Source organism: Streptomyces sp. NPDC058758 (assembly GCF_042746075.1).
Taxonomy (GTDB): domain Bacteria; phylum Actinomycetota; class Actinomycetes; order Streptomycetales; family Streptomycetaceae; genus Streptomyces.
In genome coordinates this window covers 44800-59631 of sequence record NZ_JBHYPS010000029.1, presented here as the reverse complement: position 1 = coordinate 59631, position 14832 = coordinate 44800, and the positions used below count along the sequence as shown (strand labels likewise).

The window sequence follows — 14832 nt, the reverse complement described above, 5'->3', positions numbered from 1 at the left end:
GGCCAAGGCACGGTCCGGGGCGTGGAGTCGGTAGGCGCCTGCATCCGGCCCCGCCCTGCCACCAGAACCTCAGCCGAGCGTCCGCCGACCCCGACGGCGGGCGCTCGGTGGTTCGGCGAGGGCCTGCACGACCTGCTGGCCCCGCCGAACGTGCGCGACGGTACGCGGCCTGGGCTTCCTGTACGGCGTGGAGGTCACCGCAGGCAGCCTGTGGCCCCTGATGCGGGCGGCGGAGGAGCGGGGCGGCGGCACGGCCGGGGAGGAACCGGCCACCGGGACCACGCCGGAGGCGACCGCGCCGGCGCTGTCCGAGGAGACCGTGCGCGAGGCCGTCCGCGAGGTCCTCGCCCAGGAGCTCACTCCCCTTGTCGAGCAGCTCACCACCCCGGCCGTCACGGCCGAAGAGCGGCCGGACGGCGCCGAGCAGCTGCGCCAGGCGGCCCGCGAGGCGGTCCTCGAGGTCGCCGGGCAGGTCCGGGACGAACTCGCCACCGTGCTGGAAGCGACCCGCGACGGCTTCGTCTCCCTCGCGCAGGAGATCGCCGGGCTGCGCAGGGCCGTCGACGAGCTCCAGGCCCAGCCCGCCGAGACCCCCGAGCCGGTGCTGCCGGACGAGGAACACACCGCGCTGCTGCGGACCGCGGCCCGTATCTCCTCCGCCGACCTGCGCTGCCACCGCGACACATGGGAGTTCCTCACCGCCCGTACCGCCGGCCACCCCCACTTCCGCGTCCCGCCCCGCGTCACCGACGAGGCCGACAAGCGTGTCTTCGCCCCGCTGTCCGGCCGCTCCCTGATCGCCCTGCTGATCAGCCTCCACACCGTCACCAGCTCCACCCCGGACGGCAGCGGCGACCACGAGCTCGCCGCCACGCTCTACGACCGGATCAAGCAGCGCCTGACCCGCCTTGGCCCTGGCGAGGGCGAACGCGTCACCATCGCCCTCGACGACCGCGTCACCCCCGAACCGGACGACGACGGCGACGACCAGGACGGCGAGACCGGCGGGACCGGGGCACCGAGCAGCTGGGGAGCGTAGAGGAAGCAGGTGTGGTGTCGGGCCCGCGCCCATCGGCACACGGCACCGGGCGGCAGCGGAACGCACGGCGGGGTGACTTCGCGGATCGCGCCCCGCCCGGGCCCGGGTGCGCCTTACGGTCGTCGACCCCGAATGGGCACCGGAGATGTTCGACTTCACCCCACTGGGCGGGCCGGTGCCGTACTCGGCCGTCCTGCTGCTCCTCGGTCTGCTGGCGCCCGCCAGCAGGTCCACCGAGCTGGAGCTGGAGTCCCGTAACGGCTTCCACTCCCTGATCGTGGGGTGCGGCGGCCGCCGCTTCGAGATGGTCCTCTCTCAGGACGACTACGTCACCGAGCGGTGCCTCATCCCCGGCTGCGAGTCCGGGCCAGTGTCGGCGCACTCGATCCCCTACTGCGCCCACCGGCACCTTCCCGAGCGTCCCGAGGACGAGCTCGTCGAGATGGCCCGGGCGTGGGGAGGCGCCCAGCGCGAAGAGTTCAGCGCTCGGAACCCCGCCGCCGTGCCGCTGGGCGAGGAGGGCGACCAGCTGATCGCGGCCGCCGTCGCCCAGTGCGCCTTCTTCCCGGTCAAGACCGCTCTGATCGAAGCGGCCTACGAGGAACCCGAGATGGTCGACGTCGTGTACTTCGGCGAGCAGGCCATGAAGGTGCAGCACGCGATGGACACCGAGCACTTCCGGCTGGAGCGGGTGGCCCAGGCAGCCCACCGCCGTATCCAGAGGATCGCCGGCGGGCGCTGTGCCTGCGGTGCGACGCTCCAGAACGGCGCAGGCCCGAAGGTGCCGCCCCAGTTCTGCTCGGCCATGTGTGCGGCCGCCGCAGGACGGCAGTAACAGCACGTCGGCCCCGGCCGGCCCCCTTCAGAGACGGGGCTTTTGCTGCTCGGTGAGTTTCCTGGCCTCTTTGGAGCGCGCGGAGTGGGGCTCGCCAGACGTGAGACACCAGGCTCCGGCATCCTGGCCGCAGTGAGGGCAGGGCACGTCGTACGCCCGCCACACGGTCCGGACGGCCCCATGCTGCTGCTGCTGTTCTTGGAGTTCGTCGATGACGGGGCGCAGCCGATCGGCGTGCGGTACTTCCCGTACGCGGCCGGCATGTGGCCCGCCGTCGATCACGCACTGCTGGCCGTGGTCCGCTCCGCACTGGGGGCACGGCCTTGTGGTCCAGTACGCGCGGCCGACCTGCTGGTGCAGCGGCACACGTTCTTGCGGCCTGGACGGCTTGGCCGGGCGGGGCGGGAAGGGCAGGTACCGAAGGCGCGTACTCCACAGGTCGAGCTGAGCCTGCCGGTGCTCCCCGAGCTTGCCGGCGCCGGTTGCTACCTGGAACAGCTGCTCGACCTTGGACTTCAGGCGCCACGGGTCCTCGTTCGCCGGGAGACGGCTGACGTCCTCGAGGAGCGTGTCCAGGCGCGCGAGCTTGGCCGCCTCGACGGCGGCCAGGTAGGCGGTGGCCTCGCGGACCGTATGCTCTTCCTCCTCGGTCCGGCCGCTCCGCGTGCCCGTCTTGATCTCCCCCAGGAGCGCCTTGACGCTCCCGGTCTTCTGAGCGGCCACCGCCCGGCTCAGGCGGGCGAACAGCTCCCGACGGGCATCGGTCTCCTTCTTCACCCAGGCCAGAGCGTTGCGCCGGGCAGCGTCCAGCTGGTGCTGGAGCTGGAGGCTCACCCCAGACAGTTCGGTGATCTCGCGGCACACCTCTTCCGCCAGCTCGGTGGACTCGGTCCGGCGGGCGTACAGCAGCCGACGCATCAGCTCGTGCGCCTGCACGTCCTGCGCCGGCTCCTGCTGCTTCTTGCCCGGCGTCCACCGGGTGGAAGGGGGCGCGCTGCGGGCCTGGACGATCCGCTCGATCGCCGGGGTGGAAAGGCCACGGTCGGTGATCTCGCATTCGTCCAGGGCGAACCATTCGGTGGGCCGGGCGAACGCCTCGGTGCCGATCCGGACGCGTCGGGCGGTGCCTTCGCTGTCCAGGCGGATGCGGTGTACGTACCAGCGGTCGATCAAGGTGTCGGAGTCCACCGGGATGGACACCCCGAGAACCGGTTCGTGCTCTGCGTCCCAGTCCGGCGCCACCTCCTGGTCCAGGTGCACGCGGAGTTTCTTGTGCGGGAGCTGGATGTCGACGATCGACCCGACCGGCACCCCGTCCGGCTGGACGAAATCGAAGCCGGCCTGCGTACCGCGAGCGCGCAGCCAGGCGTCGGCCGCGGCCTTCACATACAGATGGTCGGCGCTCGCCACGCCGCGGGCACTGCGGCCGCACAGGTGAGGGTGCCCATCAGGGCCGGGGTAGTGAGCGAAGTGGCAGACCCGGTCGGTGTACAGCTTGGTGGTCAGCTGCAGGCCACAGCCTCCGAGCAGCAGCCCGCACCAGAACGTGTCGTGCTCGTGCTGTTGGCGGAAGGCGTCCAGCTCGATCGCTTCCAGCGGGAGCATCAGCGGCTCTTCCGAGTCCGCGCTGCCCAGAACCGCCGTCTGAATCTGCCGCTTGTCACCCCGCACAAACCCTCACCTTTCGTCCTACAAACTCAGCGTGCCACCACACCCGCTGGGTCCGCAGCCGATCACCCTGTTCGCCGCGCTGTCTGCGGAGGCAGAAGCTCTCACCTGGGCAAGGCTCCAGCCTTGGGGCTCTTGCCGGGGTTCCCCGCTGTGCCTCACCATCTGTGATGGGGCGAACACGGAATCTGGGGGTGGCGATGTCGTCGGGTACCAGCGGGGGCTACTGGGCGGACAAGGCGTTGCCCAGTGTGCTCAAGCACGATCTCCTCAAGCGGTACCTGCCGCAGTTCGGAGGGATGACGGGCACGCGGGCGCATGACCGGCGCGTGGTCTACCTGGACGGGTACGCGGGCGAGGGCCGGTACGCGAACGGCGAGTCGGCGTCCGGGGAGATCGCGCTCCAGGTGGCCGCGGGACTGAAGACGAACGCCGGGATCACGCTGGAGTGCTTCTTCTCCGAGGCCCAGCGCAAGTCGTTCGACCGGTTAGACGAGGTCGTCCGGCAGTACCGAACCCAGGGCGTGCGGGCCCATGCCCACCGGGGAGAGGTCGACGGCGTACTCGACCAGGTCGTCGAGCGCGCCGTCAAGGAACCGCTGTTTCTCTTCCTCGACCCGTGCGGACTGGTCCTCCCGCAGGACCGGCTGGTGGATGTACTCGCCCACCGGCGGCTGGGGACGTGGCCTCCGACCGAGCTGCTGATGAACTTCAGCATGATGGCCGTCTGGCGGCTGGGCGGGCACGTCCGCTCCCCGCACGGCAACGAGAAGTCGCTTCAGCGGTTCGACGACGTGTGCGGCGGTCCCTGGTGGCGGGAGTACTTCGCTGACGCCGTGGCCTCCCACGACAAGGACGGCGCGGCCGAGGATGCCATCGAAGCGGTGGCGGCCGAGTACGGTCGCCGGCTGGAGCGGCGGACCGGGATGCTGGTGCAGTCGGTGCCGGTGTCGCACTCGCCGCGCAAGCGGGCGGTGTACCGGCTGGTGTTCGCGACCCGCAGTCCGTACGGGCTGTGGGTGTTCGGCGACGCCGTCGCCCGTGCGCGGGCGACATGGTGGGAGACGCTGGAGGAGCGCGAGGAGGATGCCCTCTTCTCCCTGGCCTCGGTGACGCGCCCGGACCCGAAGGAGATCGAGACCAAGGCGGTCCCGGAGATCGCCGCCAATCTGGAGAAGCTGCTGGCGAGGACCCAGCACCGCGTCAAGCTGGTGGACCACACGCTGGAGGTCTTCGGCTCCTACTACGGGCAGGTGACCGAGCCGGTGGTCCGCCAGGCGGTACGGCTCCTGCACTCGCAGGGCAAGACCCCGAGCACCGGAGCGCGGGTGAAGCGGACGCGCGAGATCGTCCTCGAGCCCGGGAACCTGATGGTCTGACGCGGGTGGCCGGGTCCGAGCAAGCGGGGCCCGGCCACCACAGTCGTGCAGGTCAGACCGCGACCGGCAGGGGCATCTGGTCCCAGGTGCGGCCCTCGAGAAGGCGACCACCAGCCTTCGGGGTACGGCCGCCCCACTGCTTGAAGAAGAAGGCGACGCCGGCGTCCTGGCAGGCGTCGCGGATCTCAGTGACCCACCCCTCTTCGAGGGGACGGTGGCTGGGGCCGGACTCACCGCCGGCGATGACCCAGTGGATGCCGTCCAGGTTCAGTCCGGGCAACGGGCCCAGCAGCGGTTCGCAGGACAAGAACCGTACGGCGGCGGGAACCTCGCGCAGGTCGTCGACTCGGACGAGTTCCTTCTCCGTCTCCACCGAGACGCCCATCCAGAGGTTGTTCGGCCAGTCCAGCCTCGGAGCGACCTGCCGAAGGCGCCGGGCCCGCTTGGTGAGGACCTGGTAGGTGTGCTGCGGAGTGTCGGCCATGACCTGGAAGACCTGGCGGACAAAGTCGAGCGGCACCCGAGCGTGGAACAGGTCGGACATCGAGTTCACGAACACCGTCCGCGGGCTCTTCCACCCGTACGGCACGTCCAGGGCATCCGGGTGCAGGGTGACATCGAACCCTGGCCCTGACGTACGCGGATCGCCGTCGTTCTGGTACTTCGCCGCTCCCATCGCCTTCAACCGCTTTGCCAAGGTCAAGGCGTAGCAGTTGTCGCACCCCGAAGAGACACGGTCGCAGCCGGTCGTCGGGTTCCAGGTCGCCTCGGTCCACTCGATCGCGCTGCGGTCGCTCACCGGTCTCCTCCTGCCCTCGCACACCCGGTCGCGCCGCCCAGGGCGGCTCCCGTGTGCTGCCTAACGATGCCCTCCGAGACGGGACACCCGGGCGTGGACGCCGGTATCCGCACGCGCTCGATCGCTTCTCGTAACTTCACCTGTCGAACCTCCGTTTCGAACCTAGTGCTTGCGATCAGCCCCGGTCGACCCGCCCTCAGCCGGCGCCTGGCCGCATGAGGCGACCTCCTCCCGGTGAAGAGGTCTTCGACCCGTGCCGGTGTGCGCAGACGCCTTGCTCGTGACCAGCGCGTGCCTTCCGACCGTTCGCAGGTCACGCCGCAGGCTCCTCGTACGAAACGGCACGCTCCTCGGGGCACGGGCCTGTGGTGTGTTGTCGGGCGGCTCGTTCCGCGCGTGCTCTGCGCAGCGCGGCTGCCTGAGTCAGGGCGGCCCGGTGCCGGCGCAGCAGCTCCGTCTCAAGGGAGACAGGCTCGTCCTCGGCCGGCTCGGGGAAGTCGAGGAGGCTGCGCTCGCGCATCGCCTGGATCTGCCGCTCGGCGACCCTTTCGGCGGCCGGGTCGGAGAACGGCTCGGGCGCGGCGGCCCGGTGCGCTTCGAGGGCGAGGCGGTAGCCGGCCGATGCGGTCTCCCTGGTCTTCACCGGCCCGGCCGGGACCGCGGCCGCGCCGGGGGCGGGCCGGTCGGCGGCCGGGGGCGGGGCGGTGTCGACGGCGCCGGGCGGCAGGACCCGCAGCGCCTTCACCGCGGAGGCGCCGACGTGTTCGTTGGCGGTGGCGATGATCCTGGGGGTCAGGAGGCGGAGCTGGGTGGCGTAGGCCGGGGAGTCGGGGCGCAGGTCGAGGCGGCCGGTGTCGGGGTCGTAGCCGGTGGCCTGGACGTGGCCGGGCAAGGTCGGGGAGACGGCGGCGGCGATGCCGGGCCACTGGGCCAGGACGCTGCCGCCGGCGGCCGGGGCGACCAGGCCGCGCTCGGTCATCATCATGCTGATCGCGGCGCCCAGCCCGAGGGGCTCGCGGCCGTCCCGCCGCAGGACCGTGCCGGTGCGCCGCTTCGGCTTCTTCGTCTGGGCGCCGTTCTTCTTCGCCGCCTCCCGGGCGGCGAGCAGGGCCTGGCGGGCGAGGTCGACGCCAGACAGCTCCGGGACGGTGCTCACGCGATCACCTCCAGGGCCTCGCCGTCCAGCGGGCGGACGGCGAGCTCGGGCAGGCGCCGCGACCACGGCGCGGGCCGGACCGGCTCGGGGCGGGCCTGGGTGTGCAGCTGGCCCAGTCGTGCGGCGAGCAGGTGCTCGGCGGTGCGGGTCTGCGCCTGCGCGGCGGCCTCGGTTGCGGCGCGCTGGGCGTCATCGCTGTCGGGCAGCGCCTGGAACCAGGGCTTGGCGAGCTCGGTCGCGTACGCCTTGCGGGCCTCGGCCTGGGCCTCCGTGCTGCGGCCGAGCATCACCAGGGCCTCGTGCCGGTACTCCCCGGCGGCGCTCTCCGCGACCACGAACGCGTTGTGCGCGGCGGCGTCCTCGACAACGTCCGGACCGGCGGCCTCCAGGGCGGCCGGGTCGGTGATCTGCTGGAACTGAGCCCACGAGGCGGCGATGGCGTCCTCGATGGCCGTACGGACCTCGGCGGCGACGGCCTCGACAGCGACCTGGTCGGTCGGGTCGGCCGACCAGGTCGCGGCGAGGAGACCGGCCTCGCCGATCAGGACCTCGGTCTGCCGCCTGTGGTCGCACGCCTCGCACAGCCCGGCCGACCGCTCCCGGCCGCAGTCCGCGCACGCCACGGCCTGCCGGACCGCCGCCTCGACCGCCGCCCGCTCCCGCTCGACTGCGGCCTGCACCTCGGCCTCGGCACGAGCCGCCGCACGCCGCTCCGCCCGCTCCCGGGCCTCGGCCTGACGGGCCACCAGGTCGGCGGCTTCGGCCTCGGTGTGACGGCGCATCCGGGCCTCGATCGCCCGGTAACGGGCGTCCGTCTCCAGGCCGGGCAGCTCCTGGTCGACCTCGGCCGCGATCCGCACCCGCCACGCTCGCCGAAGGTGGAGCACGTTGTCGCAGTTGTCGCAGTCGGCGCCGGTGTCGAGCCGGGCGCCGTCGTCGCACCGCACGTCCGAGCACGACGGCCGGCGCACCAGCCCGCGGTGGGTGATCCAGCCGTACGGGCGGGCGATCAGGGCCTCGCCGCCGGTCTCCTCGAGCCGGGACGTCAGCCGGGCGGCCAGCACCGACGGGGCCTGCCCCGCCCACTCCAGCACCTGGCGCAGCTGGGCGAGCTCCGCCTTCGCGGCCTTCACTACCTGGTCTTGCTGCCAGCGGTTCAGCTTCGTCCACAGCCAGGACACCGGCGCCAGAGCCACCCGCAGATCAAGATCGGCCGGAAACTCCGACCGCCCCTGCTGCTGCGTCTTTCGACCACCCACGACCGTCAGCCGGGCACCAGCACCAGCGGCAACGCCGCCTACCTGCTCCTGCCCGTCGACCGGTGACTCCTTCGGCTTTTCACCGCGAAGCGGGTCGGCCCCGGCCACCGGGCTCCCGAATCCGGCAACGGCGGACCTGCCGTCGACGGCCTGGTCCTCGCGCACGCATGCAGGTCCCGGCCGACGGCCTTCACCTTTACGGCCTTCGCCGGAAAAGCCACCAGAGAGCGAGAGATCCACAGCGGGAGTAACCAGGTGAGGGTGGTCAGTGTGAAGGGCTGCCGCAACGTCGGGGTCTGCAACATCCGGCTCATCCGTCACAGACGGGCCGCTGACCTGCGGTTCGGCCGCCGCCTTCAGGACCTCACTAGGCCCTGCCGTAACGTCGGGGTCTGAAAAATCGGGCTCCAGGTCCTCCTCGCGGTCCTCCTGGACATCATCGGCGGCCGTGCGGCCGTGCGCGGCGGCGACCGCCGGCACCATCAGCCGCGACCTGTTCGGCATGCCCGAGCCCGTCTTCAGCCGCACCCGCAGCACCAGCTCCCGGGCCTCCAGTCGCTCCAGCACCCGCTCTCCCGCTGATGCCGTGCACCCGAGCAGCCGGGCCACCGTCGCCGCCGCGCGGCCGCGCTTGGTGTCCACCGTGCCGCCGCACTGCCGCACCCGCCCGGACTCCCGCGCCTCCAGCACCAGCAGCAGCAGCGCCAGACGGTCCGTCGCCGCGCCCCGGCCAGTACGCGTACCGATCAGCCCTGCCGGAGTGACGCGGCCGTCCTTGTGCTTCCAGCCCGGCGCCATCACGGCCTCCATCAGCCGTTGGAGCGTCGCGTACTCCTTCTTTGCCAGGTTCAGCGGGTGCCCGACGATGTCCTGCGCCGCCCACAGAGGCAGCACCTTGCACTCCAGGCCGATGTCCTCGTGGTACTCGCCCTTCTCGGTCTCCACCGACACCACGCCCGAGCGGCGCAGCCCCGACACCACTGCGGACGCCGTGTACGACGCCGACATCCCCAGCCACCGGCCGAGCTCCGAGGTATGGATCTTCGCCACACCGTTCTCCGACGGCGTCCGCGACGCCAGCACCAGCACCGCCAGACGTACTGCGTCCGACGTGCCCGCCAGGCCCTCCGCATCCAGGAGAGAGCGCACCGCACCGCCCAGACGCGCACGCGCGTCGCGACCGAGCGACAGCGGATGACCCGCAGCCCGCTTCGGGACCGGCCCGGCATGCGCCGGCACCGACCGAAGCCGACGACGCGAGGCCCCGCCGGCGGACACCGTGCGGGAGCGCGGCAGCACAGCGGCCGACGCCGCCATGCCGCTCATCGAGCACCCGCAGCGGTCGGAAGGCGAAACGTGGCTGTGAGTACAGCGGTGCAAGTGATCATCTCGGCAGCCTGGACCGGACGACCTGTGGACAGAGTCCGCTCAGCGCGGATTGCCCCCCGCGCTCCCGCACGGCGGGCAACGACTTCGGATCGCGTTCCGCTACACGGGACGATCTCCTCGAGGACGCCATCGGCAAAGTCGTTGCAGACGCGGACGGGCACCGACCGGGTAGGCCCGGTCGGATTACGGCTTCCTACAGGAAGACCTTCTTCCTGTCCAAAAGGTGCGAAGGGGCGGATTGCGGGCGCCTGTTCCGTCACGCGATTCGCACGAACCGTGCGAATCGCACCGAAACGGACGGCGCTCGACTTTTCAGGGGACACCAGATCGGGCACTATGAGGACGTCCGCCTCTCTGTATCTCCCGGCGTATTGCCGGATGGATGTTTCAGCAGGTAGGTGGGTGCGCCCACTCCGTGAGGAGCGGGCGACCGGACGAAGAACCAGAGGCGAGTCCTTTCTCTCCTTTGCGTGATTCGAACGGGCGTTCTAAAGGCCCTTGCCGGGGTCGATGGAACGGAACTGCTGTGCAGCAGCCCCCTTGCCGAGGGGTCACTGCGGTACTGCGGTACTGCTGTTGAGGTAGAACCCAGCTCAATGAGCTGGAGCCGAGAGCCGGGTGCGAACCGGAGACTCGGCAGCCGACCTGGATGTTGATCTGGTCGGCGCGAAGGGCCGCGCGAGGCCGAAGTGGATTGCCGTCCACTCATCTGGCGCGCGCGGCCGGTGGCGGCTACGTCACCCCGACCCCCTCGAAACCGAAGGCGGAGTCGGCGTACCCGAAACCGGGGCCGAGGTCAGTCCTCACGCGGACCTCCCTGGGCAACGGCCGGGTGTTCCTTGGCCAGGCTCCGAAGGAACTCCGCGTACCGCAGTCGGTTGCTGCGGTGGGGCTGCGTGCGGCCGGCCTCCCATCCAACGACGGCGAGGCGCTTGACGCCGAGAGCCTCCGCGACCTCCTCCTGGGTGAGGTTCGCAGCGATGCGCAGCTGCCGGCGAATGTGCGGCGGGGGCAGAGTGTCAGCATCTACTAGGGCATCGTCGCGACGCAGCGGATCCGACATGGCAGCCTCCATCCCATCTGATGTTCTACGAAAACATACATCACTGGATCTTTGCGAGGGAAGCGCCTGGCCTGCCGCAAACGAAACGGCGATGCCGAATTCACGGACAGGCGCGGTCACGAGAACCCCAGATGCAAGTTCACGGCGCGTGCGGCCTCCGCGAGTTCCGGCAGCTCCACGACGTCCACGCCCGCCTCGGCGAGCTGCTCGACCCCTACGCAGTCGGCAACGAAAAACGGCGGTTCGCGCCAGGCGATGACGACGCGCGGGATCCCGGCTTCGAGGATCCGCTGCGTGCACGGAGTACGATCCGCGCTCCGCTGGGAGCACGGCTCCAGGGACGAGTAGATCGTCGCCGTGGCCAGCCGCGGGTCGCCCACCGGGAGCTTCGCGAGGGCGGCCTCCTCCGCGTGCTCACGCGGATCGGTCTCGCGCGAGTAGCCGGCTGCGAGCTCGGTGCCGTCCTCGGCAACGATGACCGCGCCCACCGAGTACGCCCCGTCGGCCGGGGGACACAGCGCGGCGAGGCCGATCGCGCGCCGCATCCAGCGGAGGTCCTCGTCTCGGTCGGGCACGTACATCAGCCGCGCTCCTTCGGGGCGTAGCGCATCAGCACGACGTCGCCGATCGCGCGGGCCTCCAGCAGACGCATCCGGGAGGTCGACCCACCCGGGTAGTCGGCGGCGCCCAGGAATTTCGGGGCGTCTGCCTGGCCCACGAGCAGCGGCGCGACGGCGAGGTGGACCTCGTCGGCCAGGTTCTGCGCCATGAGCTGGGTGTGGATCGTGCCGCCGCCCTCCACCATGAGCCGGCCGACGCCACGGCGCCCCAACTCATCGAGGACCAGGCCCCAGTCGAGGTCGGGCCCGACGCTGACGACGTCAGCGAGGTCCCCAAGCGTCGTACGGACCTTTTCCACCCCGCTGTCGACGGTGAAGACCAACTTGTCGCCGCCGTGGTGCCAGAACTTCAGGTCGGCGGCGAGGTCGCCGGTGCGGGTGACCGTGACCTTGAGCGGGTAGGCCGGCTTGCCGTCGGCGACGCGCTGAGCACGGCGTTCGTCGCTGTTGACCAACAGGCGCGGGTTGTCCCGGCGCATGGTGGTCGCGCCGATCAGGATGGCGTCGGACTCCGCGCGGACCTGGTCGACGCGGTCGAAGTCCTCGGGGTTGGAGAGCAGCAGCCGCTCGGAGCTGGTGTCGTCCAGGTAGCCGTCGACCGACATGGCGGCGGACAGCAGAACGTACGGGCGGGCAGTCATCTGCTCAGGCTTCCGTTTCGGTCTCGTGGAAGAGGGTGGAGTCGAAGGTGGCGCGGAACTCAGCTACGGCCGGTTCGCGCTGCCAGGGGATCAGGGCCTTGTCGAGCCGGACGAGCTCGTTCGTGATCCGGCCGGAGCCAGTGTCCTCCGCGACGGTCAGCGCGTGCATCCCGAGGGCGGCGGCTTGCTCTGGGTCGCGGGCGCCGGCCAACGCCACGGCCTGCCGCGCCATGTAGACGCCCCGGTCGCGGTGGTAGCCGTCCGGCATCAGCTGGATGGCGGCGCCGAACGCGTCCGCGGCCTGGTCGTGCTTGCCGAGGGCCTCGAGGCCCTGGGCGCGGTGGACCTCCACGTACGAGGCGTTCAGCCACACGCCCCACGGGGTGGGGTCGGCAGCGGTGCCATCGAGGGCGTTGCGGACGTCGTCGATTGCCCGCTCGCTTTCGTCTGCGTCACCGCGCAGCGCGTGTCCGTACGCCTCGTAGGTGCGTGCGACGGCGGCGAGGCGGCTGCGCGGACGGGCCATGCGCTGGGCGGCTTCGGCGAGGTCGACCACGTCGACCAGGTCGGCTGTGTCGCCGGCCAGCTGTGCCTTGCGGGCCATGACGTACGTGGTCAGGTCGTTGTCACCGACGGTGTGGGACCACTGCATAGCCCGGTCCAGCCAGTACGACGCCGCCTGCGGGTTGCCCAGGTCCTGGTAGAGCCAGGACAGGAACTCGCCGTACTGCGTCTGGAGCTCCATCAAGTCCCGCCGGTCGGCGCCCTTCGCGTCCCGGCGCAGCTCCTGGATGACCTGGATGTGGTCGCGCACTGCGGCGACGGCGTGCCGGGGTCCCAGCAGGTTGTCGTTGTCGATCAGCAGGCGGCGGGTGCGACGCAGGTGCTCCACCGGCGTCGAACCGTACGCGTACGCGGCCCGGGCCTTGCGGACCAGACTGGGAACGGCACCGGAGTCCGCGAAGGCCGGCGAACCGACGCCGACCGCGGCCGCAGCCCCGAGCCCCATCCCGGTGCGCAGCAGCGCACGCCGATTCAGAGCCACCCAAATCACCGACCCATCAGCTAGACGACACGGGACCGAGATCCCCTCGTCCGACGCTGCCTGGTCGGCCCTGGCGAAAGCTAGGTCCATTGATGATCTGGCCACATGGGACGGGGGATTGGCCACATGGCCACGCTCGTCACCGATCCGCTCCCACAGGCGGAGCAGCATGCCGCTGGCGTCCAGCTTGTCGTCCAGGACCACGGCCTGCGACCGGTCGGGCGTTCGCTCCGCTCGCTCGAATCGTCCCAGGTGGCTGTGGTCGATACGAGTGATCTTGCCGAGCTCGCGAAGGCTCAGGCCCCGTGAGGTCCGCAGCTCCCGCAGCTGGTACCCCCAGTTATGCAAGGGCGACACCCAGGGCGTCAGCTCCCTCGGCTTTTGTGCCATCCCGCCCCCAACCTCGTGGCCTGTGTGGCCAGATGATCCGGCCACATGTCAGATCTGGAACTCCCGAGTGTGGCGGACCTAGAACCGAAACGAACGGTCCGCCGACTCGGGAGGCTCAATGTTCTACGGTTCCATCCGCATCCGGCTGCTGCGCGCGGCGGAGCAAGGCGAGGACGCTGTCCGGATTGCCGTCGTACACGAGGTGCGGCTCGTCGTCGGTCGGCGGGGAGAAGCGTCCCGCATGCCGAAGGAGGTCCTCCTCGCTGAACTCGATGGAGTTCGCGTCGATCAGCGATTGCTCGTTGCGCTTCCGGATCCGGTCCCAGCGCACCTCGTGCGGGAGCGGCAGGTAGATCAGAATGGGCTCACCGCCCGCTCCCACCACAGTCGCTGCCCACTGGGCCCGCTCCTCCGGAGTCCAGAAGCCGTGGTCGACCACGGCGTCGTGTCCGGCCGCCAGGAGCTCTCTGAGCTCAAGGGCGATGTCCTTGAGCACGGGTGCCTCTCTGACCCTGAACTGTCCGCGGGGGAAGTCCCGGCCGTAGTGGCCGTAGCGGCGGAACATCTCCTCGTCGGGGCAGAGACGCCGGAAGCCGGCCTTCTCCAGGGCACGAGCGAGGGTCGTCTTGCCCGCGCCCTGCAGACCCGACATAAGGATCGCGCGGGGCGTGGGAGCCGGGCGGCCGGTGGCAGGCCCGGTCACCGCAGGACCTCGGACGTGGTTCGCCGGGTGCGGCCGGGGGCCCCTAGGTCCACGCCGTACTCCAGTAGCTCGCCGTCGGCGTCCAAGAAGCGCGCGGTCAGTACAAGGATCGCTGCGACGGTGTCGGGCTCCAGTTCCAGGAGCTCGAGGTCGCGGGCGGTGGCGATGCGTGCCGTCTCCTCATCCACACGCTGTACGGCGTGGCGACCAGTGGCTTCGGCGATGAGGTCCAGCGACAGCCCGCCCTTGAGGCGCTCGCTGCGGGCGAGCTCGGGTAGCGCCTGGGCGAACTCCGCCGGGATCCAGGACGTTGAGTGGGAGATGATCCCGTGAGCATCTCGGTAGACACGGCTTCGGCGAATCACGTCCTCACCAGGCTCGATGCCGAGCGCATCCGCGACGTCCTCGGGAGCCGACACCATGCCTGCGGTGTGGCCGGAGGATTTTTCCCCCACGCCCCAGGACGACTTCGTCGTGGCACTCCGATCGTGGCGCTCCGATCCGGAGGCGAGCGACACGGGACGCGCCATGACCTCGGTCCCAACGCCCGGGATGCCGTTGACCAACTTCTCGTCGCGCAAAAGTTTCATGGCGCGGTCGGCCGTTGCGGTGCTGACCTGCCACTGATCTGCCAGGGCGCGGATGCTGGGCAGCAGGTCGCCCGGCGCCAGCTCCCCAGAGCTGATGAGGTCGCGGTAGTGACCTGCGATGCGCGCGTATGGCGGCCGGTTGTCGGCCCGCGGTTGCCCTGGCATGTCGCCTCGCCCCTTCTCTTCCGTCTAGGTGCCTCACTATACCGCTTGACACCTGAGGGTACCTGAGGCAACCTGATGTAGGTAAGGCGGT

At 70.8% G+C, this 14832-nt stretch carries 13 protein-coding genes and 1 pseudogene; 3 read left to right on the top strand and 11 right to left on the bottom strand.

The window, feature by feature from the left end; genetic code table 11:
- The first annotated feature begins 187 nt into the window (after positions 1–187).
- Both ACFW6A_RS28090 and ACFW6A_RS28085 read left to right on the top strand, forming a co-directional pair.
- Positions 188–1039 (top strand): hypothetical protein, encoded by an 852-nt coding sequence (locus ACFW6A_RS28090; RefSeq protein WP_386643839.1) that lies wholly within the window; start codon positions 188–190, stop codon positions 1037–1039.
- Between the two features lie 145 nt (positions 1040–1184).
- Entirely contained in the window at positions 1185–1874 is a 690-nt protein-coding gene (locus tag ACFW6A_RS28085) for a hypothetical protein (RefSeq protein ID WP_386643836.1), read from the top strand.
- A 27-nt stretch (positions 1875–1901) separates the two neighbouring features.
- Here ACFW6A_RS28085 and ACFW6A_RS28080 read toward each other — a convergent pair whose 3' ends face one another.
- Complete coding sequence (locus tag ACFW6A_RS28080) at positions 1902–3545, bottom strand: hypothetical protein (RefSeq protein WP_386643833.1); 1644 nt, start codon at positions 3543–3545, stop codon at positions 1902–1904.
- Positions 3546–3793: 248 nt separating this feature from the next.
- Between ACFW6A_RS28080 and tcmP the strand changes: the two genes are divergently transcribed.
- Complete coding sequence (tcmP, locus tag ACFW6A_RS28075) at positions 3794–4921, top strand: three-Cys-motif partner protein TcmP (RefSeq protein WP_386643830.1); 1128 nt, start codon at positions 3794–3796, stop codon at positions 4919–4921.
- A gap of 52 nt (positions 4922–4973) precedes the next feature.
- Here tcmP and ACFW6A_RS28070 read toward each other — a convergent pair whose 3' ends face one another.
- From ACFW6A_RS28070 to ACFW6A_RS28025, 10 genes and pseudogenes are all read right to left on the bottom strand, one after another.
- Positions 4974–5720, bottom strand: coding sequence for a DUF5131 family protein (locus ACFW6A_RS28070; RefSeq protein WP_386643827.1), 747 nt, complete (start codon positions 5718–5720; stop codon positions 4974–4976).
- Positions 5721–6033: 313 nt separating this feature from the next.
- Positions 6034–6876: a DciA family protein gene (locus tag ACFW6A_RS28065; protein ID WP_386643824.1), complete on the bottom strand. Its 843-nt coding sequence runs from the start codon at positions 6874–6876 to the stop codon at positions 6034–6036.
- On the bottom strand, positions 6873–9461 hold the full coding sequence (locus tag ACFW6A_RS28060) for a hypothetical protein (protein WP_386643821.1): 2589 nt from the start codon (positions 9459–9461) through the stop codon (positions 6873–6875). The genes ACFW6A_RS28065 and ACFW6A_RS28060 overlap by 4 nt, the downstream gene beginning before the upstream one ends.
- Before the next feature lie 859 nt (positions 9462–10320).
- Positions 10321–10587 carry a helix-turn-helix transcriptional regulator gene (locus ACFW6A_RS28055; RefSeq protein ID WP_386643818.1) on the bottom strand — a complete coding sequence of 89 codons (267 nt, stop codon included), beginning with the start codon at positions 10585–10587 and terminating at the stop codon, positions 10321–10323.
- Between the two features lie 116 nt (positions 10588–10703).
- Positions 10704–11168, bottom strand: coding sequence for a deaminase (locus ACFW6A_RS28050; protein ID WP_386643815.1), 465 nt, complete (start codon positions 11166–11168; stop codon positions 10704–10706).
- Positions 11168–11848, bottom strand: a complete 681-nt coding sequence (locus ACFW6A_RS28045; protein ID WP_386643812.1) for a RibD family protein — start codon at positions 11846–11848, stop codon at positions 11168–11170. Before ACFW6A_RS28045 ends, ACFW6A_RS28050 begins: the two co-directional genes overlap by 1 nt.
- A gap of 4 nt (positions 11849–11852) precedes the next feature.
- Positions 11853–12893: a DNA-binding protein gene (locus tag ACFW6A_RS28040; protein WP_386643996.1), complete on the bottom strand. Its 1041-nt coding sequence runs from the start codon at positions 12891–12893 to the stop codon at positions 11853–11855.
- Between the two features lie 219 nt (positions 12894–13112).
- Positions 13113–13283: pseudogene (locus ACFW6A_RS28035) on the bottom strand (helix-turn-helix domain-containing protein); the annotation flags it as partial.
- Between the two features lie 115 nt (positions 13284–13398).
- Complete coding sequence (locus ACFW6A_RS28030) at positions 13399–13986, bottom strand: ATP-binding protein (protein ID WP_030220465.1); 588 nt, start codon at positions 13984–13986, stop codon at positions 13399–13401.
- Positions 13983–14741, bottom strand: coding sequence for a GntR family transcriptional regulator (locus tag ACFW6A_RS28025; RefSeq protein WP_386643808.1), 759 nt, complete (start codon positions 14739–14741; stop codon positions 13983–13985). The genes ACFW6A_RS28030 and ACFW6A_RS28025 overlap by 4 nt, the downstream gene beginning before the upstream one ends.
- Positions 14742–14832: the final 91 nt, after the last annotated feature.

Bases quoted from the DNA above. Each gene is read 5' to 3' on its own strand.
- ACFW6A_RS28045 (WP_386643812.1), bottom strand. From the start codon at position 11,848: ATGACTGCCCGCCCGTACGTTCTGCTGTCCGCCGCCATGTCGGTCGAC.
- ACFW6A_RS28050 (WP_386643815.1), bottom strand. From the start codon at position 11,168: ATGTACGTGCCCGACCGAGACGAGGACCTCCGCTGGATGCGGCGCGCG.
- ACFW6A_RS28060 (WP_386643821.1), bottom strand. From the start codon at position 9,461: ATGAGCGGCATGGCGGCGTCGGCCGCTGTGCTGCCGCGCTCCCGCACG.
- ACFW6A_RS28085 (WP_386643836.1), top strand. From the start codon at position 1,185: ATGTTCGACTTCACCCCACTGGGCGGGCCGGTGCCGTACTCGGCCGTC.
- ACFW6A_RS28055 (WP_386643818.1), bottom strand. From the start codon at position 10,587: ATGTCGGATCCGCTGCGTCGCGACGATGCCCTAGTAGATGCTGACACT.
- ACFW6A_RS28025 (WP_386643808.1), bottom strand. From the start codon at position 14,741: ATGCCAGGGCAACCGCGGGCCGACAACCGGCCGCCATACGCGCGCATC.